Genomic DNA, 24,917 nt, shown 5'->3' on the forward strand with positions numbered 1-24,917 from the left:
ACCGCTCGACGACGTTTGACGGCGTCTTGTGCCCCCCGTTGCCCCGACCGCCTCCTTGCCTCGGCACAGAGCGGCTTTACTATGTTCGGCCTTGGAGTATGGAACCTTCGCTCTCCTGGGCCTAGCCGCTGCGTGCGGTGCAGTTGCCCCAGCTGCACTTCACGGTGATCCACATTGTGTTGTAGGCGCACCGGCGCGACGACAGAGACGGCTGCCATGTGGAGGTGTCCTGGTCTCCCTTGGACTGGTTAACGTTGTCCGTCACAGCGATCAACTGCGGATGGGTGAGGTCTTTTGGAAGCTCTGCCGGCGGCTCGTTGTCCACGAGCTGGCACCCGAGCGCCACGCCTTGGTAGGGGGAGGACATGGTCGACGTCGAGTCGGGGACCGCTGTCCACGTAGCGACGTCGTACGGGTTGAGGAGCTGGACCGATGACATCGCGGAGATTCGCCGCATCAACGATCGCTGATCGGCAGTAGGTCGGATCACCGCCCGATTCCATGCTGTAAGGGCGGTGCCGCCTTAGGTAACCGCGCCATTACTCTGGACCAGTCGACTCTCGACATCCGCGCCCGCAGCCTTGAACTGCCTGGCTATGTCATTGCGACCGATGCAGTTGCGCATGCTCTTCACCCAGATGACCCAATACTCACGAGCCCCCCGTTCCCTGAGTTCAATGAGCCGGTGCGCGACCTCTTCCCACCGCAGGATCGACTGCGACACCACGCCAAGCAGCCAGCCGGCGTTGTCGCGCTCGCCCGCGTCGATCAGAGCGAATGCGATCTCGACCACCTCGTCGAAGGAACGGAGCGCTGTCACGTTGGCTAACAACCGCCCGAACTGCTGGTAGTCGAGCGACTTGCTTGCCTTCAATGACGCGATCTGCCCGCCGGTCATCGTGCGGGCGAGGTCTTCAATATCGTGTGGCGAAGGCCTCTTCGGTACGGAGGACGCGCGAACCTCGGACGGCTCGGATGGGGCCGGAGTACGCCCAGGTGCCGCAGGCAAGGATGGTTTAAGCACGGGCGAAACGTCGAGGTGCGCCGCGCCGGCGGAATTATGTCCCAGCGCGATGAGTTCCGCGAGACCGGTGCCGAGGCGCTGCGGGCGAGGCATACCACGCGATGTCAACCGTCGGACCATCTCGGGGTAGATGTCTCGCAGCGTAAGCAGATGCCCAGCTCCAGGAACCCCCTCGCGCAGGACCGCAATGAGTTCCTGCGTGAACGCCGTGAACTGAGCTCCGGGCACCGCGATAGAGGTGGAGTTCGCCGGCGACGAGGTCATCGTGTATGTGCCGTAGACCTCGATGGCGCCCGAGACCGCGGAGGATTCGGCAGACATCGCCTCAGCGGCCCGGCCGGAAAAGCAGCAATCCAAAATAAGGATGCGGTTCCGGGCAGGGCTGCTGGCCAGCGCCGCTCGCAGCCACTCCATAGGAACGGCCGTGTAAGTCTCGAAGTTACGCTTAGTGTCGCCGACCGCCAGGTGCAGCGTCCCCTGCTGGTTAAGGAGACCATGCCCGGCGTAGTAGAGGATTACGGTGTCCGCCGGCGCGTCGGCCAACTCGGCCACGGCGGCCCCAACCTCATGCGGCAGGGCCGGATTCACCAAAGCCCGACAGTTCTCGGGCACCAGAACACCGGCTGGCGCCGTGAGCGCGTCCCGGAGCGCCGCGACGTTATTGGCCACGGCCGGGAGATCTGGGATGGCGCTGTCGGCAAACCGCGAGACACCGACGATCAACGCCCGCGAATTCATTCGGTCAGGCAGCCGAGCGCTCATCGCGCATCCGGCGGCAGCTCAAGAGCGGCCCGCAGCAAACGCCCGGCGTCCTCCGCGTCCTTCGCATCGATTTCGACCCGACGGGTGCTCCCCGTGGTGCTAACTTCCACGACAATCCGAGCGCGGCGCACGGTCAACCATGTCGACATCGTAGCGATGAGCGCGGCGACGGCGCCGCCACTACCAAGTGCCATCGTCAGGGTGTCTGCCAACGCACCCATCTCCCCGTCGACGACAGCGGGTCGACGGACATTGACCCGCCCTCGCAGTTCTTCCTCTTTCTGCAGCCACGCGAAAAGCGACTGCAGCGTCTCAGGGTCCCCTTCAGCAGACGAGACTTCGACTTGCAGCGGCACAGACATCCTTGACCCCCGGGCTAACGTGATCGGCAACCCATACTCGCTGGAGGCCGTTGACCTTACCCTCGGTGAGCTCGGCAAGACAGAAGCGTATGGACAGTGTTGATTCAGACGGATTGTTCGCATGGGTACGCAGTTCGCCATTACTGGCTGTCCTGTCCGGTGAACCATGCACCGCGAACCTGTCTACCTGCAGTTCGGCGTCAAGGTCGGCGAGGGCTTTGGCCAGGGAGCATAGCAGGATGCCGATGCCGTCGGCGTCGCCGAGGGGCGTGTCGGGCGTGCATCGCCCTGCGATGGGAGGACCTCGACCTCGCCGCCGAACGCCCACCCTGACGATCTGCGGCACGCTCGTCTTCGTCAAAGGCCAGAGCTTCTTCCGCCAACCCTGGAACAAGAGCGATGCCGGCTGGCGAATGGTCGTCCTACGCCGGTTCGCCGTCGGCATGATCATGGCCCGCAAGCTCGTCGCCGCCACAACCCACACGACGCGATCGTCGCTGCCCGACGCGGCACCTGACTGTCGCTCAACAACGTCCGCCGTCAATGGCGTGAGGCTCGCGCCGACACCGCCCTCGCTGGGTCACTCCTCCCCACACACTTCCGCAAGACCGTCGCAAGGAAAAGACCGACACGAAAAGCGCCGCAGCACAGCTTGGGCACTCCAGCGAGGAGGTCACCGCCACGTACGACATCGCCAAGCCCGCCCAAGCCCCTGATGTCTCCGACATCCTCGAGCGACTCGGCACCGACCTCAGGCGACGTCCCCCACCCGCATCGCCCATCAGTGCGCAGGGATGCCGAACGTGGTTGCCGACCCCGATAAATGGGGGGTTTTCGATGTACGGTTCAAACCCCACAGACAAACTTAAAGCCCTGGCCAGCGTTTCCGCTGGCCAGGGCTTTTGTCTGTCGGGACGGCCGGATTCGAACCGACGACCCCTTGACCCCCAGTCAAGTGCGCTACCAAGCTGCGCCACGTCCCGCCCCGCAGAGTTCCCCCTGCGACAGCCGGTACAGCTTAGCGCAGCACTCCTGCCCCGTCCGCACAGGCCCCACCCGCATCGCGGGAGCAGCGAACCACCCCACAACCCCTAAAGCGTCCTAGGAGGGTGGGCCAGACGGTAACCGCCTGGCCCACCCGACAGAACTACCGGATTACCCGTGCGCCTTGCCCCGGCCACCCGGGCCGAGCTTCTTGCGGGGGCGTACGGAGATCTCGATGGGGCTGCCCTCGTACCCGAACTCCTCGCGGAGCTTGCGCTCGACGAACCGCTGGTATCCGGCGTCGAGCGGGCCCGTGGTGAAGAGCACGAACCGCGGCGGCGCCACCCCGGCCTGCGTGGCGAACAGGATGCGGGGCGCCCGTCCACCGCGCACCGGGTGCGGGGTGGCCTGCACGAGCGCGGTGAGCCACTGGTTGAGGTGCGCGGTCGGTACGCGCAGTTCCCAGCTCGCCAGGGCCTTGTTGAGGGCCGGGGCCAGCTTGTCGACCGCGCGGCCGGTCATGGCCGACAGGTTCAGCCGGATCGCCCAGGGGATGCGGCGCAGCTCCCGGTCGATCTCCTTGTCCAGGTAGTACCGGCGGTCGGCGTCGACCAGGTCCCACTTGTTGAACGCGATGACCAGCGCGCGGCCGGCCTCGGTCACCATCGAGAGGATCCGCTGGTCCTGCTCGCTGATCGGCTCGCTGGCGTCCAGAAGCACGACGGCCACCTCGGCGGCCTCGATCGCGCCGGCGGTGCGCAGGCTGGCGTAGTACTCGGTGCCGCTGGCCTTGCCGACGCGCTTGCGCAGACCGGCGGTGTCCACGAGCTGCCAGGTCTGGCCGCCGATCTCGACGAGGCTGTCGACCGGGTCCACTGTGGTGCCGGCGACCGAGTCGACGACGGCCCGGTCCTCGCCGGAGAACCGGTTGAGCAGACTGGACTTGCCCACGTTCGGCCGACCGACCAGCGCCACCCGACGCGGCCCGCGCGGCCGGTTCTCGACGATCGCGGGGGCTTCCGGCAGCGCGGCGAGGATGGCGTCCAGCAGGTCACCGGAGCCGCGCCCGTGCAGCGCGGACACCGGGAACGGCTCGCCGAGGCCGAGCGACCACAGCGACACGGCCTCCATCTCGATGGAGTTGTTGTCGGCCTTGTTGGCCACCAGGATGACCGGCTTGGCGCTGCGACGCAGCATCTTCACCGCGGCCTCGTCCACGTCGGTGGAACCGACCATCGCGTCGACCACGAAGAGGACCACGTCGGCGGTGACCACCGCCGTCTCGGCCTGCGCGGCGATGGCCGCCGCGCGGTCCTTCGCGTCCGGTTCCCAACCACCGGTGTCCACCACGGTGAACGACCGGCCGTTCCACTGCGCGTCGTACGGCACGCGGTCCCGGGTCACGCCGGGGACGTCCTCGACGACCGCCTGTCGGCGGCCGATGATCCGGTTGACGAGGGTCGACTTGCCCACGTTCGGGCGGCCGACGACCGCGACCACCGGCTGCGGGCCGGTCGGCTCCTCGAAAACGACGTCCGGCTCGCGCAGCTCGACCCACCCCGCCGAATCGGCGCTCATGCCACTCCTCCGCTTCGCTCCGGACCGGCACACGCCGCACCCACGAGGAACCTCATGCCACTCCCCGCTCGGTGAGCAGGTCACGCAGCCGGGCCACGACCTCGTCGATGCCCAGCTCGGTGGTGTCCAGCACGACGGCGTCCTTGGCCTGGGCCAGCGGGTTGACCTTGCGGGTCGAGTCGAGCCGGTCACGGCGGGCCAGGTCGGCGGCGGTGGCCGCCACGTCGGAGGCGTCCTCGGCGCTGCGCCGGGCCGCGCGGGCCGCCTCGGAGGCGGTCAGGAAGACCTTCAGGTCGGCGTCCGGCGCCACGACCGAAGCGATGTCCCGGCCTTCGACCACCATCCGGCCCGCGTTGACGATCATCTCGCGCTGCCGGGCGACCAGCAGCTCACGGACGGCCGGCACGGCGGCGACGGCGGAGACCGCCTGGGTCACCTCGGGCCCGCGGATCTCCGCGTCCACGCTCACGCCGTCGACGGTCACGCCGTACCCCTGGGGGTCGGTGCCGATGCGCAGGTCGGCCTCGCCGGCGACCTTGGCCACCGACGCGGCGTCCGTGAGATCCACGCCGGAGCGCAGCACGGCCCACGTGATCGCCCGGTACATCGCCCCGGTGTCCAGGTAGCGCGCACCGATGCCGACGGCGAGCCGCCGCGACACGGTGGACTTACCCGAACCGGACGGCCCGTCCACAGCGACCACACATCGCTCGGCCCGTACGTTTTCCTCCACCGTGTCCTCCTCAGCCCGTACCTCGCGGATCGCCCGGTGCTGGCGCCGCAAGCGGTTGTCCATCGTCATCCATCATGCCCGGGGCCCGTGGCGCACCCACGCGCGCCGCCGCCCGAGGCGACCCACGCCACCCTCCGGCGGCCGCTTCCCGGCCGCTGCGGAGCCTACCGGCAGCCGTACCCCGAAGCCCGGGGGTCAGTCACCCACCGCGCGGAACAGGGCGGCGACCTCCGCGTTGGTCAGGCGCCGCAGACGCCCGGTGCGCAGGTCGCCCAACCGGATCGGACCGATGGAGGTACGCACCAGACGGGTGACCGGGTGCCCGACCTCGTCCATCAACCGCCGGACGATGTGCTTGCGCCCTTCGTGCAGGCTCAGCTCCACCTGGGCGCTCTTGCCCAGGGTGCCCACCACCTTGAACGAGTCGACCTTGACCGGCCCGTCCTCCAGTTCGACGCCCGCGAGGAGCCGCTTGCTCAGGTTGCGCGGGATCGGCCCGACCACCTCGGCCAGGTAGGTCTTCAGCACCTCGTACGAGGGGTGCATGAGCTTGTGCGCGAGGGTGCCGTCGTTGGTGAGCAGCAGCAGGCCCTCGCTGTCGGCGTCGAGCCGCCCGACGTGGTACACCCGCTGGTCCAGCCGCCGGCCGATGAAGTCGGCCAACTCGGTACGGCCTTTCTCGTCCGCCATGGTGGTGACCACACCGCGCGGCTTGTTCATCGCCACGTAGACCAGGCGGACGTCGACCTGGAGGCGCTCGCCGTCCACGTGGATCACGGCCTGGGCCGGGTCGACCTTGTCGCCGAGCTTGGCGACCCGCCCGTCCACGGTGACCCGGCGCCGGAAGATCAGGTCCTCGCAGGCACGCCGGGAACCCACGCCGGCGGCGGCGAGCACCTTCTGCAGGCGTTCCGCGCCCTCGTAGACGGGGGCGTCGGACTTCGGGGAACGGTTATCGGGTCGCATCGGCAAGCTCTTCTACGTCGTCGGGCAGGAAGGGTGCGAGGGGTGGCAATTCGTCGACGGTGTTCAGCCCGAGCTTCTCCAGGAACAGTGTGGTGGTCCGGTACAGGAACGCCCCGCTGTCCGATTCGGTGCCGCACTCCTCGACGAGACCGCGAGTGACCAGCGTACGGATGACGCCGTCGCAGTTGACACCCCGGATGGCCGAGATCCGCGACCGGGTCACCGGCTGCTTGTACGCGACCACGGCCAGGGTCTCCAGAGCCGCCTGGGTCAGCCGCACGGACTGCCCGTCCAGGACGAACCGCTCGACGTACGTAGCGTATTCCGGCCGGGTGTACAACCGCCAACCGCCGGCGGCCCGCCGCAGCTCGAACCCGTTCCCAGCGGCCGCGTAGCCGGCGGCGATCTCGTCGAGCACCGGCCCGATCCGCTCGGCGGGCTGCTCCAGCACCTGGGCGAGGACCATCTCGCTGACCGGTTCGTCCACCACCAGGAGGATCGCCTCCAGCGCGCCGCGCAGCTCGGCGTCGGGCAGCTCGGGCGCGGGCTCCGGCACGACCGCCGGCCGCCGCCGCCCGACGGGCTCCCGCCGAGGTACGCCCCGAGCCGCGCCCGCCGCAGCGGGCTCCCCAGCCACAGCGGCTACGCCGGCCTCCGGCACGACCGCCTCAGCGGGCACGACCGGCTCGTCGACGTCGGCCGGCTCGGCGGCCTCGGTTGGCTCACCGGCCTCGATTGACTCAGCGGGCACGACCAGTTCACCGGCGGCCGCGTCGGAGGACTCCGCCTCGGCAGGTGCGGCGGTGGGGGCCGGTGGGCGTGGGCGTTCCCATGGGGGAACCCAGGCGGCGGCCTGGTCGGCCAGGGAGTCCCGGCGCTCCTCGTCACTCATCCCGCGTACCCTCCGTCGCTTCCGTTTCGACCGGTCCGCCGGCCTCCTCCCCCGCCGCCACCGGCTCCGGCCCGGGAGGCGGGTCGGCGTCGGCGGGTGTGCCGGCGTACTCGTCGACGTGCAGTTCGGTCTCGCCGTCGGTGGGCCCGGTCCAGCGCACGGTCAGCTCCTCCAGGGCCTGCTCCTGCACGAAGGCCACCAGCCCCTCCCGGTACAGCTCCAGCAATGCCAGGAACCGGGCCACCACCTCAAGGGTGGCCTCGCAGTCGGCGCAGAGCAGCGAGAACGTGGCCGTGCCGGCCCGGCGGAGCCGGGCGGTGAGGATCGCCGCGTGTTCCCGCACACTGACCCGCACCATGTGCACGTGGGCGATGGATACCTCCGGCGAAACCTTCGGGGTCATCGCCTTCACGGCCAGTTTCAGCAGCCGCTGCGGGCCGATGCCGAGCACCAGGTCGGGCAGCGCCTCGGCGTAGCGGGGCTCCAGGCTCACCGCCCGGGGATAGCGGCGGCCGCCGACCGCCTCCAGCTCGGCGATGTGTGCCGCCGCCTCCTTGTACGCCTTGTACTGCAGCAGCCGGGCGAAGAGCAGGTCCCGGGCCTCCAGCAGGGCGAGGTCCTCCTCGTCCTCGACGTCGGCGGCGGGCAGCAGCCGGGCGGCCTTCAGGTCGAGCAGGGTCGCGGCGATGAGCAGGAATTCGCTGGCCTCGTCCAGGTCCCAGTCGTCGCCCATGGCGCGGATGTAGGCGATGAACTCGTCGGTGACCGTGTGCAGGGCCACCTCGGTGACGTCGAGCTTGTGTTTGCCGATGAGTTGCAGCAGCAGGTCGAAGGGGCCGGTGAAGTTGGCCAGTCGCACCGTGAACCCGGTCGGCTGCGCACCGTCGACCACGGCCGGATCGGCGGTGTCGGGCGGGTGCAGGGGTGGCGCGGTCACCGCACGACCGTAGTCCACGAGACGGGCACCGGGACTTCCGGCTACCGCTCCGACTGGGCGGCGATCACCTCGCGGGCCAGCTGACGGTAGTTACGCGCCCCGGAGGAGGCCGGGTCCATCGTCGTGATGGGGGCACCGGCCACGGTGGACTCCGGGAACTTCACCGTCTTGGTGATGACCGTCTGGTAGACCTTGTCGCCGAACGCCTCGACCACCCGCTGGAGCACCTGCCGGCAGTGGGTGGTGCGGCTGTCGTACATGGTGGCGAGGATGCCTTCGAGCTCCAGGTCGAAGTTGAGCCGTTCGCGCACCTTGTCGATGGTGTCCAGCAGCAGGGCCACACCGCGCAGGCTGAAGAACTCGCACTCGAGGGGGATGAGCACGCCGTGCGCGACGGTCAGCGCGTTGATCGCCAGCAGGCCGAGGGACGGCTGGCAGTCGATCAGGATGTAGTCGTACTCCTTGCGGACCGAGCGCAGGACCCGGGCCAGGGCCATCTCCCGGGCGACCTCGTTGACGAGCTGGATCTCGGCGGCGGAGAGGTCGATGTTGGCCGGCAGCAGGTGCAGGCCCGCGACGTCGGTCTTGATGAGGACGTCCTCGGCCATCACGTCGTCCTGCATGAGCAGGTTGTAGACGGACAGGTCGAGGTTGTGCGGGTTGACACCCAGGCCCACCGAGAGCGCGCCCTGCGGGTCGAAGTCGACGAGCAGCACCTTGCGGCCGTACTCGGCGAGGGCCGCGCCCAGGTTGATGGTGGTGGTCGTCTTGCCGACGCCACCCTTCTGGTTGGCCATCGCGATAATGCGCGCCGGACCGTGCCGATCGGTGGGCATCGGCTCGGGGATGGGCTTGCGCATCGTGTAGGCGGCCGGGTCGGCCGGACCCAGGTCGTTGCCGAGCGCGGCCTGCTGCTCGCGGAGCTCCGACGTCCACGTCTCGGCACGGTCACCGTTGCCAGCCATGTGCTCGTTGCCCCCTCCCGACGACCTACCCGGCGTCGGAGCCGTCCGACGTCCTTCGCGGCGCCGCTGCGCACCCCGGTCTGTCGCCCCAGGAGGTCCGCGCCGATGCCGACTGTACGCCACCGACCAGCAGGGCGTTCGGCACCGGCCCGGCGTGTCGGGGCCGATGCCCGCCGTGGCCGTCAGTCGCGGGCGCGCGGGTGGGCGGTGGCGTACACCTCGCGCAGCCGTTCGACGGTGACGAGGGTGTAGACCTGGGTGGTGGTCACCGAGGCGTGACCGAGCAGTTCCTGGACGACCCGCACGTCGGCGCCACCGTCGAGCAGGTGGGTCGCGTACGAGTGGCGCAGGGTGTGCGGGGACACCGCCGACGGTCCCTCGACCGGCAGGCCGGCGCGGGCGGCGGCGTGCCGCAGGATCATCCAGGCGCCCTGGCGCGACAGCGCGCCGCCCCGGGCGTTGAGGAACACCGCCGGGGTGCCCCGGCCGGCGGCGGCCAACTCAGGGCGGGCCCGGACCAGGTAGGCGCGGACCGCGTCGACGGCGTACCCGCCGATCGGGACGAGGCGCATCCGGCCGCCCTTGCCGCGCAGCAGCACGGTGCCCTCGTCGACGTCCAGGTCGTCGATCGCCGCGCCGACCGCCTCGGAGATGCGCGCGCCGGTGCCGTACAGGAACTCCAGCAGCGCCCGGTCGCGCAGCGCGAGCGACGCGCCCTCACCGGTCGCGGTGACCGGACCGGTGGTCTCCAGCAGGCGGGAAACGTCGTCGACCCCCAGCGCGCGGGGCAGTCGGCGCGGCGGGGTGGGCGGGCGGACGTCGCGGCTCGGGTCCGCGCCGGCCAGCCCCTCCCGCACGGCGAACCGGTGCAGGCCACGGACCGCGCTGGCCGCGCGGGCGGCCGACGACACGGCCAGGGGCGGGTGGTCGTCGTCGCCCGCGCGCAGTCGGGCCAGGTGCGACTCGACGACGCCGGGAGCGACCGACGCGAGGTCGGCGACACCGGCCTCGGCCAGCGTCGTGAGGTAACGCTCCAGATCCCGGCGGTACGAGGCGAGGGTGTTCGCGGACAGGCCGCGCTCGACGGTGAGGTGGTCGAGGTACCCGCGGACGGCACGGCGCAGGGCCGGCGCGGGTTCGACGCCCGCACCGGCCCGTTCGACAGTGGAGTCGGTCAGCCCAGCACCTCGGCCAGCGGAAGCACCGGCATGCCGTGCGCCTCGGCGACCGGGCCGTAGGTGACCTGGCCGTCGTGGGTGTTCAGGCCCAGCGCCAGCGCCGGGTCGCCGCGCAGGGCGTCGCGCCAGCCGTTGTTGGCCAGTTCGAGGGCGTACGGCAGGGTGACGTTGGTCAGCGCGTAGGTGCTGGTGTTCGGCACCGCGCCGGGCATGTTCGCCACGCAGTAGAAAATCGACTCGTGCACCTTGTAGACCGGGTCGGCGTGCGTGGTGGGGCGCGAGTCCTCGAAGCAGCCACCCTGGTCGATGGCGATGTCGACGAGCACGCTGCCCGGCTTCATCCGGGAGACCAGCTCGTTGGAGATGAGCGTCGGGGCCTTCGCGCCGGGCACCAGCACCGCGCCGATGACCAGGTCGGCATCGAGGACGGCCCGCTCGATCTCGTACGCGTTGGAGGCGACGGTCTGCAGGTGCCCCCGGTAGATGGCGTCGGCCTGGCGCAGGCGGGCCACGTTCTTGTCCAGCAGCAGCACCTCGGACTGCAGGCCCAGGGCGATGGCGGCGGCGTTCATGCCGGAGACGCCGGCGCCGATGACGACGGTCTTCGCCGCGTACACGCCGGAGACGCCGCCGGGCAGCACGCCCCGACCACCGCCGGTACGCATCATGTAGAACGCGCCCACCTGCGGGGCGAGCCGGCCCGCCACCTCGGACATCGGCGCGAGCAGCGGCAGCGACTTATCGGGCAGCTCGACGGTCTCGTACGCGATGCCGGTGACCTTCCGGTCGACAAGCGCGTCCGTGCACTCCTTCGAGGCGGCCAGGTGCAGGTAGGTGAAGAGGACCTGCCCCTCGCGCATCCGGTGGTACTCCTCGGCGATCGGCTCCTTGACCTTGAGCACCAGCTCGGCGGTGTCCCACACCTCGTCGGCGGTGGCCAGGATCTTCGCGCCGGCGGCGGCGAACTCCTCGTCGGTGATGCTGGAGCCGACGCCCGCGCCGGACTCGACGAAGACCTGGTGGCCGCTGCGGGTGAACTCGTTGACGCCCGCCGGCGTGATCGCCACGCGGTACTCGTGGTTCTTGACCTCGCGTGGGATTCCGACCTTCACGATGCAGACACCTCTCTTCGGGGTTGAGTTCCCCCGACCGCTCGGCGCCACGACGGCCCCATTGCCGCCGCGGTCCACCGGTCCCGCCGGCGGCAGTCTAGGCGCGTCCGGCCGTGCGACGAGCCAGCACAGTGGCATCCGGTGCCCGGACGACCTGACGGAGTGTCAGGGCACGGACCGGGCCGGCGGTGGACGTCACCTCAGCCGTCAGGACAGTGTTCGCCCATTATCGTCCCATCTGACGGGTAGCGGTACGGACAGCGGGCGAGTGGATCACTATTGTGTCCGCCCATGACCACTCCTCCTTACCAGCAGGGGTACCCGCAGCCCGGGTACCCCCAGGGCGTTTCCGACAAGAGCAAGGTCGTCGCGGGCGTCCTCGGTATCGTGCTGGGTTTCTTCGGCGCGGGCCGGTTCTACATGGGCGACATCAAGATCGGCGTTCTGCAGCTGGTCGTGAGCGTGTGCACCCTCGGCTTCGGCAGCATCTGGGGCTTCGTCGACGGCATCCTCATCCTGATCAACGGCGGCACGGACGCGCAGGGCCGCCCGCTGCGGGACTGACCTGCCACAGCGACAAACGGAGGGGCCCCGCCGATGGCGGGGCCCCTCTGGCGCGTACTCGATGATCGGCTGGACCGACTGCGGCGCTCAGCGCGGCAGCGGCGCCTGGGCCCGGCGCAGCGCCGCGAAGCCGGTGTCCCGGCCGCGCGCCGCCGCGAGCAGGCCGGCCACCGCGGACGCGTTGGTGATCTCGCCGGCCAGGACCATGCCGACCGCCTCGTCGAGGTCGACGCGGACGACCTGGAGGTCGGCCTCCTCGTCGTGGCGCTCGTGCCGCTCGTCGGCCGGCACGTCGGCGAGGTCCCGGGCCAGGAAGACCCGGACGATCTCGTTGGTGAACCCGGGCGAGCTGTGCAGGTCGACCAGCACGTCGATCCGCCCGGCGGTCAGGTCGGCCTCCTCGGCCAGCTCCCGCAGCGCGGCGGCCGGCAACTCCTCGCCGGAGACGTCCATCAGACCGGCCGGCAGCTCCCAGAGGTGCCGGCCCACCGGGTGCCGGTACTGGCGGATCAACACCACCTGACCGGCGTCGTCCAGCGCCACCACGGCCACCGCCCCCACGTGCCGCACGAGGTCACGCAGCGCGGTGCCGCCGCCCGGCATGCTCACCTCCTCGGTGACCACGTCGAAGATCCGCCCGCGGTACCGCTCCGCACGGGAACGGACCTCGTAGCGGTGCTCGGTCACGCCGACGCCTTCGTCGCGGCGCCGTTGCGGGCCGCCTTGCGCGCCGACGGGGCCTCCGCGGCGGGCTCGAGGTCGACCGGCAACTGGTCGGCCTGCGAGTACGCCACCGCGGCCTTGACGAACGACGCGAACAGCGGGTGCGGACGGGTCGGGCGGCTCTTGAGCTCCGGGTGCGCCTGCGTGGCCACGAAGAACGGGTGCAGGTCGCGGTCCAGCTCGATGAACTCGACCAGCCGGCCGTCCGGCGAGGTGCCGGAGATGTGCAGGCCCGCCTTGGTCAGCGCGTCCCGGTAGGCGTTGTTGACCTCGTAGCGGTGCCGGTGCCGCTCGCTGATCTCGGTGCTGCCGTACGCCTCGGCGACGATCGAGCCCTCGGTCAACGTCGCCGGGTACGCCCCGAGCCGCATGGTGCCGCCCAGGTCGCCCTTGCCGGCGACGATGTCCTCCTGGTCGGCCATCGTGGCGATGACCGGGTGCGCGGCCTGCTCGTCGAACTCCAACGAGTTGGCGCCGTCCAGGCCGGCCAGGTGCCGGGCCACGTCGATCGTCATGCACTGCAGGCCGAGGCAGAGGCCGAGCAGGGGGATGCCGTTCTCGCGAGCGTACCGGGCCGTGCCGATCTTGCCCTCGATGCCGCGGACGCCGAACCCGCCCGGGATGAGGATGCCGTCCACGCCGGCCAGGGCCGCCGCCGCGCCGGCCGGGGTGACGCACTCGTCGCTGGGCACCCACTTGAGCTGCACCCGGGACCGGTTACCGAAACCGGCCGCCCGGATCGCCTCGCTCACCGACAGGTACGCGTCGGGCAGGTCGACGTACTTGCCGACCACGGCGACCGTCACGGTGTGCCGCGGTCGGTGCACCCGCTCCAGCAGGTCGTCCCAGCTCGCCCAGTCCACGTCCCGGAACGAGAGCCCGAGCCGGCGCACCACGTACGCGTCGAGCCCTTCGCGGTGCAGCACCTTCGGGATGTCGTAGATGCTCGGGGCGTCCGGGGCGGCGACGACCGCCTCGCGGTCGACGTCGCAGTAGAGCGACAGCTTCTCCTTGAGCTTCTCCGGGATCTCCCGGTCGCAGCGCAGCACGATGGCGTCCGGCTGGATACCGATGTTGCGCAGCTGGGCCACGGAGTGCTGGGTCGGCTTGGTCTTCAGCTCGCCCGACGGCGCCAGGTACGGCACCAGCGAGACGTGCAGGTAGAAGCAGTTGTCCCGGCCCAGGTCGTGGCGGACCTGACGGATCGCCTCCAGGAACGGCAGCGACTCGATGTCGCCCACCGTGCCGCCGACCTCGGTGATGACCACGTCGGGCAGGACGCCGTCCTCGTCCGGGTCCGCCATCGCCAGGATCCGCGACTTGATCTCGTTGGTGATGTGCGGGATGACCTGGACGGTGTCGCCCAGGTACTCGCCGCGCCGCTCCTTGGCGATCACGTCGGAGTAGATCTGCCCGGTGGTGACGTTCGCCTTGCCGGACAGCGCCCGGTCGAGGAAACGCTCGTAGTGGCCGACGTCGAGGTCGGTCTCGGCGCCGTCCTCGGTGACGAAGACCTCGCCGTGCTGGAACGGGTTCATCGTCCCCGGGTCGACGTTCAGGTAGGGGTCGAGCTTCTGCATCACGACGCGGAGCCCGCGCGCGGTCAACAGGTTGCCGAGGCTGGAGGCGGTGAGGCCCTTACCCAGCGAGGAGGCGACGCCCCCGGTGACGAAAATGTGCCTGGTCGTCCGTGCTGATGGGGCCAAGGCCTGCTCCCGTGTCGTCTGTCGCGGTCATGCAGACCGCCGTGCTCGATCAGCAAAGTGATCACGCGATCCACGGGATTCCACGGTAACACCTCCGCGACGGGTACTCGCAGGCCGCACCCCGGCTGGCGCCGGAACGGGCCACCCCGGCGACGCCCGGCGGTCAGGAGGCGGCAACCTCGCTCGATGGCGCTGGCGTGTCCGCCGGACGCCGCTGCGCCGGAGCGGTGGCCGCAGCGCCCCCCGTCGGACCCTCCGACCGGCCGGCCCCCGTCGGACCCTCCGACCGGCTGGCGTCGTCGGCCTCCGGCGAGCCCAGGTCCGGCCCCCGGACGACCGTACGGCGCGGCGCGGCGGGCGCACCGCCGACCGGCCGGGGGTGACCGGCGCCGAGCGGACCACCGCCGCCGGCCGGGCCGTTCCCCCCGCCGGCCGGCCCGTCGCCTCCGGAACCCGGATCGTCGTCGGCCCCGTTCTCCCGCGCGCGGGCCGTGGCGGGGCGGGTCCGGTCGGCGGCGTGCCCGAGGACCCGCAGCGACGCCAGCGCCGCCAGCGGCACCACCAGGGCGGTCGCCGCGCCGGCCACGTCCAGTGCCGCGCCGTCGAGCACACCGCCCAGCACCGCCGCGACCGCCGTGCCGGCGAACGCCGCCCGCACTGCCGGGTAGATGCCGAACAGCCGCATCAGCCCACCCCACGGCTGCAGCAGGGCGAACCACACGAGCAGCCCGCCGGCGAGCGCCAGCACGGTCAACGGGCTGTTCACCAACGTCTCGAAGTTCGCCGTGCTGGACCGGTGCACGGTGAAACCGCCGGTGCCGTCGCCGACCGCGGACAGGAACCGGCCGAGGCTCCCCCGCTCGGCCGGCGGCCGGCGCAGGTCCACCACGGCGAAGCCGATACCCACCGCCAGGGCGGCCATGGTGGCCCACGCCAGTCGACTGATGGTCAGCCAGCCACCGGCGCTGATCGCCGCCGCCACGCTCAGGCCGGCTGTCAGCGCGATCGCGCCGACCGGGTCGGCGCCCAGGTAGGGGCTGCCGGCCACCACCACGGCGAGGCCACCCACGGCGACCATCACGGCGGGCCGCCAGCGACGGTGCACCCGCTGGGCGAGCCACCCGCCGGTCACCAGCGCGCCGGCGAGGAACACCCCCAGCGCGACCGTGCTCAGCCCGGCGTAGCGGCCACCCTGCAACGCCGAGTAGCCGACCACGCCGTTGAGCTGGAGGCGGGCCCCGGTCAGCACGTCCACGCCGACGACCAGGGTCGTCAGGCCGGCCACCGCGCCGACCGGGCCGAGGGTCTTCGCGTACCCGGGAGCGAAGCGGACCGCGGCCGTGCCCCCCGCGACCAGCAGCGCGGTGACCCCGGCGAAGATCCACCCGGGGTGCCCGCCGCGCCACCAGGGGACGGCGTCGGCCAGCAACGCGGCCGGTACGGTCAACGCCGCCGCGACCAGCACCAGCTCGACCGCCGCCAGCACCCGGGCCGGGATCGGGGTCGGGCCGGTCGGGCCCGCGTGTGGCCGCGCGCGGCGCAGCAGCGGCAGCACGGCCAGGGCCAGCAGCACCTGCGCCCCGGCGAGCAGGGCGAAGAACCCGCCGGAGACGGTCCGCTGGGCGGCCGCCTCCCGGTCGGCGTCCGCCGGGGCGTTGATCGCCTCCGTCAGGTCCGCCGGCCGACCGCCGGTGCTGACCGCCGGCCGGCCGAGGAACAGCCGCTCCGGCATCGGCCGGCCCAGCGCGGCCAACGCCGTCGGCGCGAGGTCGACGAGCTGAAGGTAACCGTCCCGGCCGGTGCTGGCCGAGGTGAGCCAGCCCCGCTCCCAACCCGGTCCGTCGGCGATCGCCACGTGCAGCCGCGACGGTCGCTCGGTGTCGGAGATGCCGGCGACCAGCACCAGCGACCGCGGCGGGCGGGCGGCCAGGACCCGGGCCAGTTGGGCGTCGGCGACCCGTGCCTCCTCGGCGCGGGCCGCCGGGTCGCTCCCCTCGATCGTCCCGAGGTCGACGATGCTCAGGACGCACGAGCCGAGCAACCGACGCGGATCGGCCGGCAGCCCCGCGGCGTACCTGTCGACCCGGCCGAACGGCCGCGCGGCGGCCACGGCGGCGCCCGGCCCCACGGCGACCGAGCAGCGCACCGACTCCGACAGCGACCCGGGCATCGTGCCCCACGGCAGCCGCTGCTGGTTGTACTGGACCACGCTCTCCTGGTCGGGCAGGTTCGCGCCGATCCCGTCCGGCTGCTCCACGGCCACCGAGGCCGGCGGGCAGCCGCCGTCGGGGCGGGCGCCGTTCCAGCCGGCGAAACTGCCCGCGCCGAGCGTCAACCAGCCGTCCACCGGGCAGGTGGGCCGGTGCGCGGACCGCACCGACAGCGAGCCGATCGAACCCTCCTGGGCCATCCGCCACAGCGTCGGCGTGCGCTGCTGGTCGACGTCCTCCCAGCGCAGCCCCGCGATACCGGCGAGCACCACGAAGTCGGCGGTGCGCTGCGGCGTGCCCTGCGGCGGCCGGACGGCCAGCGCGGTGACGCCCAACGCCACCACCAGCACGGTCAACAGGGCCGGGGCCAGTCGACGCACCATCAGCGGTGTCCCGTCACGGGCGCGTCGGAGCCGGGCGCCGCCGGGTGGGCGGCCAGTTCGGCGTAGACGGCCGTCAGCACGGTGACCGTGTCCGCCTCGGTGGGCCAGGTCGCCGCCCGTTCGGCGCCGCGCCGACCCAGTTCGGCCCGGGTCGCCGGGTCGTCCAGCAGCGCGCGCACCGCCGCGTCGACCGCGTCCACGTCGACCGAGGGGACCAGCGCGGCGGCGTCACCGACCAGCTCCGGCAGGCCGCCCACCGCCGTCGTCACCAACGGCACGCCGGCCCGCATCGCCTCCTGGGCGAACAACTGCCGCGCCTCCCAGTCGCTGGTGACCACCGCGAGGTCGGCGCCGGCGAGCAGGTCGGCCACATCGGTACGGTGCCCCAGCAGGGTCACCGGAGCGCGGGCCGCCGAGATCCGCGCGGCCAACGCCAGGTACGCCGGGCCGCTCCCGGCGATCACCACGACCGGCGGTGGGGTACGCGTCCGCCAGCGGGCCGCCGCGTCGACCAGCACGTCGTAGCGCTTCTGCGGGTGCAGCCGGCCCACCGAGAGGATGAGCGGCTGCTCCGGTCCCACGCCGAACTCGGCGCGGACGGCGGCGCGACGCCGACGTGGCGCGGCCAGCGTCGGGGCGGCGACCGGGGCGAGCCGCGCGTCGGCGGCGCCCAGCGCGGCGGCCCGCCCGACCAGGTCGGCGGACGCCCCCAGCGCCACCCGGGCCCCCCGGGCGACCACCCGCTCGACGAGCCGGGACACCCCGCCGCGCAGCCCGCCCGCGAGGACCGCGTTGTGCCAGGTCACCACGAGCGGGGCGGCCGGCCGGGCCAGTACGGCGACGAGACCGGCGCGCAGGCCGTGCGCGTGCACCACGTCGACCCGGGTGGTGGCGAGCAACCGCCGCAGGGCGAGCACCGCCCGCGCGTCGGCCGGGGTCGGGCTCGCCGGGATCTCCACCGGTTCGAAACGCGCGCCGACGCCGGTGAAGTCGAACTGCTCCTGCGTCGCCGCCGGCCCGCAGACCAGCACGGTCGCGCCGGACGCGACGAGCCCCCGCGCCACCGAACGGACGTGCTGGCCGACCCCACCGGTGCTGGACGCCAGCACCAGCGCCACGGCGCCCGACCAGCCGTTGGTCTCCGTCATGCCGGCCACCGCCGGTTGGTGTTGACAACGCTCACCGAACCGCCGTCTCCTTCCCGTCGCCCCGCTCCGGGGGCACCGCGCCCGGCGTGGACGTGCCGGCCCGGCCCCGCCGGAGGCGGCGGGCCACCCCGGTCAGTAGCGGCCGTACGTCCCGTCGGTCGACGAACCAGACCACGACGAGGAACACGACGCCGACCAGAACCCCGGACAGCATGCCCTGACCGAGCGCCACGGCCGTCGTCGGGGTGCCGCCGTCCAGTCTGTCGAGCCAACGGCTCAGGCCCAGCCCGGCGAGCGCGGCGAGCAGGCCGGCGAGGACGCCGGCCGACCCGGCGCGCGCCGCCCCGGCCAGCGCGGGCGCACCGGCGGCCCGCGTCACCGCGACGACCAGCAGCGCGCCCAGCACCACCATGCCCACCGAGTTCGCGGTCGTCACGGCGAGCACCCGGTCGGTCAGCGGCAGGATCCGACCGAGCGCCAGCACGGCGACCGGCACCACGAGGAAGCCGACGGCGGTCGCCACCGTCGCCGCCCGGGTCTGCCCGCGTGCATAGAGCGCTCGGGTGAGGATCGCGAACAGACCGTAGCCGATCAGGCCCGGGGCGTACCCGATGATCGCGGCGGCGGCCGTCGGCGCGGTGGACGCGGGAAAGAAGAAGTGCCCGATCGGCCCCGCGGTCCCGACCAGCGCGGCCGCGCCGAGGCAACTGAACAGCAGCACCCCGCGCACGGCCGGCGCGAGGGTCGCCCGGTAGGCGTCCTCGTCGCCGGCCGACCGGGCCGCCGCGAGGGTCGGGTAGGCCGCCACGGCCACCGGCACCGCCAGCACCGCCCACGGCAGCAGGTAGACGGTCTGCGCCAGGTTGTAGACGCCGGGGTTGCTGCGCGCGCCCGCCGTCACCTGGTTCAGGCTGACGATCAGGGCGATCTGCTGCGTCGTGACGGTGACCGCGCCCGCCACCGCCAGCGCGCCGACCCGGGTCCGCGCGTCGGCGGGGAACCCGAACCCGGGCCGTACCCCCAGGCGCAGCCGACGGACGGGGATGAGCAGCGACAGCGACAGCACCACCACGCCGAGGGTCGTGCCGGCGGAGAGGAGCACCTCGCCGCCGGGGCTCACCCCGGCGACCGTGGCATAGCGGCCCTGGGTGGCGGTGAACCCCAGGTAGACGACGATCACGGTGAGGCTGGAGAGCAGCGGGGCGAGCACCGGCCAGGCGAAGCGGCGGTGCGCCTGGAGCACGCCGGTGAGCACGATGCCGATCCCGTACAGCGGTAGTTGCGGCGCGAAGATCCGCAGCATCCGTACGCCGCTGTGCTGCTGGGCGTCGGTGAGGTGGTGCCCCAGCGACTCCACCACCGGGCCGGCCGACAACGCCACGAGCAGCGCGAGCGGCACCAGCAGGGCCAGCGTCCAGGTCAGCAGCGCGCCGGTGGTCCGGGCGACCGTCGTCCGGTCACCGGCCTCGACCGCGCCGGCCAGCAGCGGTACGACGAGGCTCGCCAACGCGCCACCGGCGACGATCTCGAAGATGAAGTTCGGCACCGCGTTGGCCACCACGTAGGTGCCGCCGAGGTCGGTGTTCCCGAGGCTCCAGGTGAACAGGGCGGTCCGGCCGAAGCCGGCGAGCCGGCTGAGCACGGTGAGGACGGCGATGAGCGCGGCTGCCCCGGCCAGCCGGCCGGCGCCGGCGAGGGGGGCCGGTCTGGTCACGTCAGTCGGTGCGCCGGCCCAGTGCGTCGAGCTCCCGCAGACCCGGGGTCCGCTGGATCACCGCCGTGAAGCTGACCTTCTCGCTGGCGGCGGTGAGCCCGGCCAGCACGGCGAGCAGGCCGGCGCGGCCCAGTGGGCCGGTGCGGGCGGCGAGCGCCACACCGAGCAGCGCGCCGAGCGCGTTCGCGCCGCTGTCGCCGACCATGACGTTCTCGGACAGGTCGTCGCCGAGCAGTCCGGCGGCGGCGCCGGCCGCGCCGGCGGCGATCCCGCCGTGCGGGCCGCCGGTCAGCGGCGCGCCCAGCAGCAGCCCGGACTTGATGGCCCGGCCGGGTCGCAGGTCGAGCAGGTTGAGCAGATTGGCGGTGCCGGCGATCACGCCGGCGCCGAGCAGCACGTCGACACCCCGGCCGAACGCGCCGTGGCGCTGCCGGCGCGGGTGCGCGGCGACGCGGGGGTCGGCGGCGAGCAGCGCGGCGGCGCCCAGCCCGGCCGCGCCCACCCCGACCACCTTGACGAGCCCGGCGGTGACCCGCCCCTCGCGCAGCGCGGCGAGGTGCCCGGCGAAGCCCTTGGCCGCCTTCTGCTCCGGTCGTGCCCCGACCACGTCGTCGTAGAGCCCGACACCGCCGGCGCCGAGACCGGCGACCAGGGCGGCGCCACCGGCGGCGGCGCTCGTCGCGCCGAACGCGCCCGCGGCGGTCGCGCCGGCCGCGAGCGCCGGACCGGCGGCGAGGGTCACCGTCCGACCCCGGAAGTTGGTGCGCTCCAGCGCCGGCCCCACCGGGGCGGTCCGCACCTCGCGCAGCGCGTACCGGGCGGCGGCCGCTCCGGCGGCGGCGACCAGCAGCCGTCCCAGCGTGCTCATGCCGGCACCTCGTCGATTACGGACACGGCGGTACGTCGTTCGCTCACTGGGGCAGTCTAGGCAGCAGGGACGCCGCGTTGTCGCCGACGCCGTACTGACCGGCCTTCTTCTCGGTGAGCTGCTGCACCAGCGCCAGGCTGGTGACCAGTTGCCCCTGGACGGTGTTGGCGTTGTCGACGGTCGAGATGGTCTGCGACAGCACCGGGTCGCCACGGACCACGGACACCACGTTGCCGCCGGCGGAGCCGTTGCCGCCCACCACGATCGCCCCGGTCCGGTCGAACTGTTCGGCGATCTTGACGACCGACTCGTCCCGCTTCTCGGAGTCCTTGTCGACGTACGGCTGGCCGCTCACCACGACGACCGCCTCCGCCGGGCCGGTCACCTTGTTGTTGTCGGTGGTCAGGTAGCCGGCGTTGTTGTACGCGGCGAGCACCGCCCGGCGGTCGGCGTCGCTGACCGGCGCGGTGCCCTGGGCGCGGTCCAGCAGGACGCTGGCCAGCAGCGCGCTGGAGGTCTCCACGCCGTGCCCGTTGCCGGGCAGGCCGGTGGTCTGCGCGGTGGGCCGGGCGGCGGTGACGGCCAACTCCAGCAGGTTGGAGTTGTTGTCCGGGTTGATGAACTTGTCCTGCAGGTCGACCCGGCCGGTGATGGTGGCGCCGGCCTGCTGCAGCTTCTTGAGCACACCCTCGGTGTGGTCCCGCCCGTTCGGCAGGCTGAGCACCACCACCCGGCGTCCGGTGAGGGTGCCCGGCAGGACCACCTGGGACATCTCCTCGGCGAACTCCTCCTCCAGACCGAGCTGCTTCTCCATGTTGGCGACCTGCTGACGCCACTGCTGGTTGTCCTTGCGCAGCCCGGTGACCTGCTGCTTGAGCGAGTCGGCGACCGGGCCGTTGAGGGCGGCGGTGCCGACCACCAGGCCGATCGCCAGAGCCAGGAAGACCGCGGTGAGGGACACCACGTGGTAGCGGAAGTTGATCACGCTTGCAGCCTCTTGATCGCTCGGGAACTAGAAGAGCCGGTACAGCTGGAACACGAAATTGTCCCACCACTCGGCGACCACACCCAGGTACGCCTTACCGACGGTGGAGACCGCCACCGCGGAGGCCATCGCCGCGATCGCCGAGAGCACCAGCAGCAGCAACGACGAACCCGAGATGCTCTGCCGGTAGAGCCGGCTCACGCCCTTGGCGTCGACCAGCTTGCCGCCGACCTTCAGCCGGGTCAGGAACGTCGAGGCCATCCCGCCACGCCCCTTGTCGAGGAACTCGACGAGCGTGGCGTGGGTGCCGACCGCGACCAGCAGGGAGGCGCCCTTCTCGTCGGCCAGCAACATCGCCAGGTCCTCGCTGGTCGCTGCGGCCGGGAACGTGATGGCCGGGACGCCGAGCCCGTTGACCCGGGGCAGACCGGGCGCCCGCCCGTCCGGGTAGGCGTGCACGATCACCTCGGCGCCGCAGCGCAGCACGTCGTCGGTGACCGAATCCATGTCCCCGATGATCATGTCAGGGGTGTACCCGGCCTCGACCAGCGCGTCCGCGCCGCCGTCCACGCCGATCAACACCGGCTTGAACTCACGGATGTACGGGCGCAGCACGTCCAGGTCGGCCTTGTAGTCGTAGCCGCGCACCACGATCAGGCAGTGTCGGCCCTGGATCTGGGTCTGGATGTCCGGTACGCCCACGCCGTCGAGCAGCAGGTCGCGTTCCTGGCGCAGATAGTCCATCGTGTTGGCGGCGAACGCCTCCAACTGCACCGACAGCCCCTCCCGGGCGTCGGACATCGCCTTGGCGACCGACTCGGCGTCCTGCAGGGTGCCGTGCGCCACCGGCTCCTCGCCCGCGAACACGGTGTTGCCCTCGACGCGTACCTGGTCACCCTCGCGGATGCGCTCGAAGACGCCCTCGCCGAGATCGTCCAGCAGCGGGATCCCGGCGGCGATCAACACCTCCGGCCCGAGGTTGGGATAGCGGCCGGAGACCGACGGCTTGGCGTTGAGGACCGCGGCGACACCGACAGCGACCAACGAGTCGGCCGCTACCCGGTCCAGGTCGACGTGGTCGATGACCGCGATGTCACCGGGGCGAAGCCGACCGACCAGGCGTTTCGTCCGGCGATCAAGGCGCGCGGTGCCGAGGACTCTGCCCGGTTCGGCATTCCGGTTCCGGCGCAACGTGGGTAGACGCATCGTGACCATCCTGGCATGTGAGGCAGGCTTTTCTGTCGCGACATGCCTGAGCAGGGCCGCCTACCCAGGGAAGCACACGCCGACGCGAGCCGGTGTGCTTGCGCCCACAATACGCGGCGTCACAACCGCCTTTCCTTCGCCGCGACGGCCAAAAGCTCCTCGGCGTGGGCGATACCCAGATCCGAATCGGGCAAACCGGCCAGCATGCGGGCCAGTTCCCGGGCGCGTTCGGTGTCCTCCACGACCCGTACGCCGCTGGTCGTCACCGCGCCACCGGTGTCCTTCGCGACCACGAGATGCCGGTCAGCGAACGCGGCCACCTGCGGCAGGTGTGTGACGACCAACACCTGGTGGCTGCGGGCCAGCCGGGCCAGCCGCCGGCCGATCTCCACCGCGGCCTGACCGCCGACACCCGCGTCGACCTCGTCGAAGACGAGCGTGGGCGGGCCACCGGAGCCGGCGAAGACCACCTCGATGGCGAGCATCACCCGGGACAGCTCACCGCCGGAGGCGCCGCGCTGCAACGGCAACGACGGCGCGCCCGGGTGGGCCAACAGCCGCAACTCCACCTCGTCGCCGCCGTCGGCCGCGACACCCACCTCGACGCCGTTGACCGTCAACGACGGCTCGGCCCGGCCCGCCGGTCGGGGCAGCACCGCCACCTCGATCCGCGCGTGCGGCATCGCCAGACCGGCCAACTCGACGGTGACCTGGTCGGCGAAGCGGACCGCCGCCTCCTGCCGGGACACCGACACCCGGGCAGCCAGGTCGGCCACCTCCGCGGCCAGCCGCTGCCCCTCCCGGTCCAGCTCGTCGAGCAGGTCGTCGGAGGTGTCCAGGTCGGACAGTCGGGTGCGGGCCCGCTCGGCCCACGCGACGACCCCGTCGACGTCGTCGGCGTACTTGCGGGTCAACGCGCGCAACGCGGCCCGCCGCTCGTAGACGTGCTGCAACCGGGCCGGGTCGGCGTCCAGCGTCGCCAGGTACGCCGACAGCTCGGCCGACACGTCGGTGACCAGGGTGGCCGCCTCCTCGAGGCGGGCCGCCAGCTCACCCAGCGCGGGGTCGGTGCCGGCCTGCGCCTCCAGGGTGCGCCGGGCCGTGCCGAGCAGCGACGCCGCGTCCGGCGTCTCGTCGGCCGCGTCCGCGCCACCCGCCACGCACTGCTGGGCCAGCTGCGCGGCCGTACGCAGACCCTCGGCGTGCTCCAGCCGCTGCGCCTCGGTCTTCAGCTCGTCGTCCTCGCCGGGCTGCGGGTCGACGCGGGTGATCTCGTCGAGGCCGAGCCGCAACAGGTCGGCCTCCTGGCTGCGCTCGCGGGCGTTGCGCCGCCGGTCGGCCAGGTCGTCGACGATCCGCCGCCAACCGGTGTACGCCTCGCGCAGCGCGTCGAGCAGCTTCTCGTGCGTCGGCCCGGCGAACCGGTCCAGGGAGGCCCGCTGCTCGGCCGGACGCAACAGCCGCAACTGGTCGGACTGCCCGTGCACGGCCACCGCCTGCTCGCCGACCTCGCCGAGCATCGACACGGGCATGCTGCGGCCGCCCACGTGGGCCCGCGAGCGGCCCTCCACGGTCACCGTACGACTCAGCAGCAGCGAGCCGTCCTCGTCGGGCTCGCCACCGGCGTCGCCGATCCGGGCGTGCACCGTGTCGGCGACGCGACCGGTGAGGCGTAGCCGCCCCTCGACCACGGCCCGGCCCGGCTGGGCACGCACCCGCCCGGCGTCGGCCCGGCCGCCGAAGAGCAGGCCGAGGCCGGTGACCACCATCGTCTTGCCGGCACCGGTCTCGCCGGTGATGACGTTCATGCCGCCGGTCAACGGCAGTGTGGTGTCCTCGATGACGCCGAGTCCGGTGATGCGCAGCTCTTCCAGCACAGCACCCGACAGTAGACGCGTGGGCCGACAGTTGACCAGC

Annotated in this window: 21 protein-coding genes and 1 tRNA gene; 1 reads left to right on the forward strand and 21 read right to left on the reverse strand. The window is 72.3% G+C overall.

Annotated features, from left to right (window positions below):
• Positions 1 to 523: 523 nt before the first annotated feature.
• The 12 genes from ABZ272_RS13310 to ald all read right to left on the reverse strand — a co-directional run bounded on the left by ABZ272_RS13310 (position 524) and on the right by ald (position 11,493).
• Positions 524 to 1,786 (reverse strand): caspase family protein, encoded by a 1,263-nt coding sequence (locus ABZ272_RS13310; RefSeq protein WP_355050183.1) that lies wholly within the window; start codon positions 1,784 to 1,786, stop codon positions 524 to 526.
• The gene (locus tag ABZ272_RS13315) at positions 1,783 to 2,142 is read right to left on the reverse strand and encodes a hypothetical protein (protein WP_355050184.1); all 360 of its coding nucleotides are present in this window, start codon (positions 2,140 to 2,142) and stop codon (positions 1,783 to 1,785) included. Before ABZ272_RS13315 ends, ABZ272_RS13310 begins: the two co-directional genes overlap by 4 nt.
• The gene (locus ABZ272_RS13320) at positions 2,111 to 2,692 is read right to left on the reverse strand and encodes a hypothetical protein (RefSeq protein WP_355050185.1); all 582 of its coding nucleotides are present in this window, start codon (positions 2,690 to 2,692) and stop codon (positions 2,111 to 2,113) included. Before ABZ272_RS13320 ends, ABZ272_RS13315 begins: the two co-directional genes overlap by 32 nt.
• A gap of 365 nt (positions 2,693 to 3,057) precedes the next feature.
• Positions 3,058 to 3,131 (reverse strand) — tRNA-Pro (locus ABZ272_RS13325).
• Between the two features lie 172 nt (positions 3,132 to 3,303).
• Positions 3,304 to 4,710, reverse strand: coding sequence for a ribosome biogenesis GTPase Der (gene der / locus ABZ272_RS13330; RefSeq protein ID WP_355050186.1), 1,407 nt, complete (start codon positions 4,708 to 4,710; stop codon positions 3,304 to 3,306).
• Between the two features lie 52 nt (positions 4,711 to 4,762).
• The gene (cmk, locus tag ABZ272_RS13335; protein ID WP_355050221.1) at positions 4,763 to 5,443 is read right to left on the reverse strand and encodes a (d)CMP kinase; all 681 of its coding nucleotides are present in this window, start codon (positions 5,441 to 5,443) and stop codon (positions 4,763 to 4,765) included.
• A 195-nt stretch (positions 5,444 to 5,638) separates the two neighbouring features.
• Complete coding sequence (locus ABZ272_RS13340; RefSeq protein WP_355050187.1) at positions 5,639 to 6,409, reverse strand: pseudouridine synthase; 771 nt, start codon at positions 6,407 to 6,409, stop codon at positions 5,639 to 5,641.
• The gene (scpB, locus tag ABZ272_RS13345; RefSeq protein ID WP_355050188.1) at positions 6,396 to 7,301 is read right to left on the reverse strand and encodes an SMC-Scp complex subunit ScpB; all 906 of its coding nucleotides are present in this window, start codon (positions 7,299 to 7,301) and stop codon (positions 6,396 to 6,398) included. The genes ABZ272_RS13340 and scpB overlap by 14 nt, the downstream gene beginning before the upstream one ends.
• Entirely contained in the window at positions 7,294 to 8,223 is a 930-nt protein-coding gene (locus tag ABZ272_RS13350) for a segregation/condensation protein A (RefSeq protein ID WP_355050222.1), read from the reverse strand. Before ABZ272_RS13350 ends, scpB begins: the two co-directional genes overlap by 8 nt.
• 56 nt (positions 8,224 to 8,279) lie before the next feature.
• A complete protein-coding gene (locus ABZ272_RS13355) occupies positions 8,280 to 9,203 on the reverse strand; it encodes a ParA family protein (protein WP_355050189.1) in 924 nt (307 codons plus the stop codon).
• Positions 9,204 to 9,385: 182 nt separating this feature from the next.
• Entirely contained in the window at positions 9,386 to 10,381 is a 996-nt protein-coding gene (locus ABZ272_RS13360; RefSeq protein WP_355050223.1) for a site-specific tyrosine recombinase XerD, read from the reverse strand.
• A complete protein-coding gene (gene ald / locus ABZ272_RS13365; protein ID WP_355050190.1) occupies positions 10,378 to 11,493 on the reverse strand; it encodes an alanine dehydrogenase in 1,116 nt (371 codons plus the stop codon). Before ald ends, ABZ272_RS13360 begins: the two co-directional genes overlap by 4 nt.
• Before the next feature lie 291 nt (positions 11,494 to 11,784).
• Here ald and ABZ272_RS13370 point away from each other — a divergent pair, with 291 nt between their 5' ends.
• Positions 11,785 to 12,057, forward strand: a complete 273-nt coding sequence (locus ABZ272_RS13370; protein ID WP_355050191.1) for a TM2 domain-containing protein — start codon at positions 11,785 to 11,787, stop codon at positions 12,055 to 12,057.
• An 87-nt stretch (positions 12,058 to 12,144) separates the two neighbouring features.
• Here ABZ272_RS13370 and ABZ272_RS13375 read toward each other — a convergent pair whose 3' ends face one another.
• From ABZ272_RS13375 to recN, 9 genes are all read right to left on the reverse strand, one after another.
• Positions 12,145 to 12,744: an NUDIX hydrolase gene (locus ABZ272_RS13375; protein WP_355050192.1), complete on the reverse strand. Its 600-nt coding sequence runs from the start codon at positions 12,742 to 12,744 to the stop codon at positions 12,145 to 12,147.
• Positions 12,741 to 14,486 carry a CTP synthase gene (locus ABZ272_RS13380; protein ID WP_355050193.1) on the reverse strand — a complete coding sequence of 582 codons (1,746 nt, stop codon included), beginning with the start codon at positions 14,484 to 14,486 and terminating at the stop codon, positions 12,741 to 12,743. Before ABZ272_RS13380 ends, ABZ272_RS13375 begins: the two co-directional genes overlap by 4 nt.
• Positions 14,487 to 14,649: 163 nt before the next feature.
• A complete protein-coding gene (locus ABZ272_RS13385; RefSeq protein WP_355050194.1) occupies positions 14,650 to 17,079 on the reverse strand; it encodes a hypothetical protein in 2,430 nt (809 codons plus the stop codon).
• Complete coding sequence (locus ABZ272_RS13390; RefSeq protein WP_355050195.1) at positions 17,079 to 18,227, reverse strand: glycosyltransferase family 4 protein; 1,149 nt, start codon at positions 18,225 to 18,227, stop codon at positions 17,079 to 17,081. Before ABZ272_RS13390 ends, ABZ272_RS13385 begins: the two co-directional genes overlap by 1 nt.
• Positions 18,228 to 18,258: 31 nt before the next feature.
• Entirely contained in the window at positions 18,259 to 19,941 is a 1,683-nt protein-coding gene (locus ABZ272_RS13395) for a lipid II flippase MurJ (protein ID WP_355050196.1), read from the reverse strand.
• 1 nt (position 19,942) lies between these two features.
• Entirely contained in the window at positions 19,943 to 20,809 is an 867-nt protein-coding gene (locus ABZ272_RS13400; RefSeq protein ID WP_355050197.1) for a hypothetical protein, read from the reverse strand.
• A gap of 43 nt (positions 20,810 to 20,852) precedes the next feature.
• The gene (locus ABZ272_RS13405) at positions 20,853 to 21,794 is read right to left on the reverse strand and encodes a copper transporter (protein WP_355050198.1); all 942 of its coding nucleotides are present in this window, start codon (positions 21,792 to 21,794) and stop codon (positions 20,853 to 20,855) included.
• 27 nt (positions 21,795 to 21,821) lie between these two features.
• Complete coding sequence (gene steA / locus ABZ272_RS13410; protein WP_355050199.1) at positions 21,822 to 23,000, reverse strand: putative cytokinetic ring protein SteA; 1,179 nt, start codon at positions 22,998 to 23,000, stop codon at positions 21,822 to 21,824.
• A gap of 119 nt (positions 23,001 to 23,119) precedes the next feature.
• Positions 23,120 to 24,877 carry a DNA repair protein RecN gene (recN, locus tag ABZ272_RS13415; protein WP_355050200.1) on the reverse strand — a complete coding sequence of 586 codons (1,758 nt, stop codon included), beginning with the start codon at positions 24,875 to 24,877 and terminating at the stop codon, positions 23,120 to 23,122.
• Between the last annotated feature and the right edge of the window lie 40 nt (positions 24,878 to 24,917).

It is taken from the genome of Micromonospora sp. NPDC005979 (assembly GCF_040614415.1).
GTDB lineage: Bacteria > Actinomycetota > Actinomycetes > Mycobacteriales > Micromonosporaceae > Micromonospora.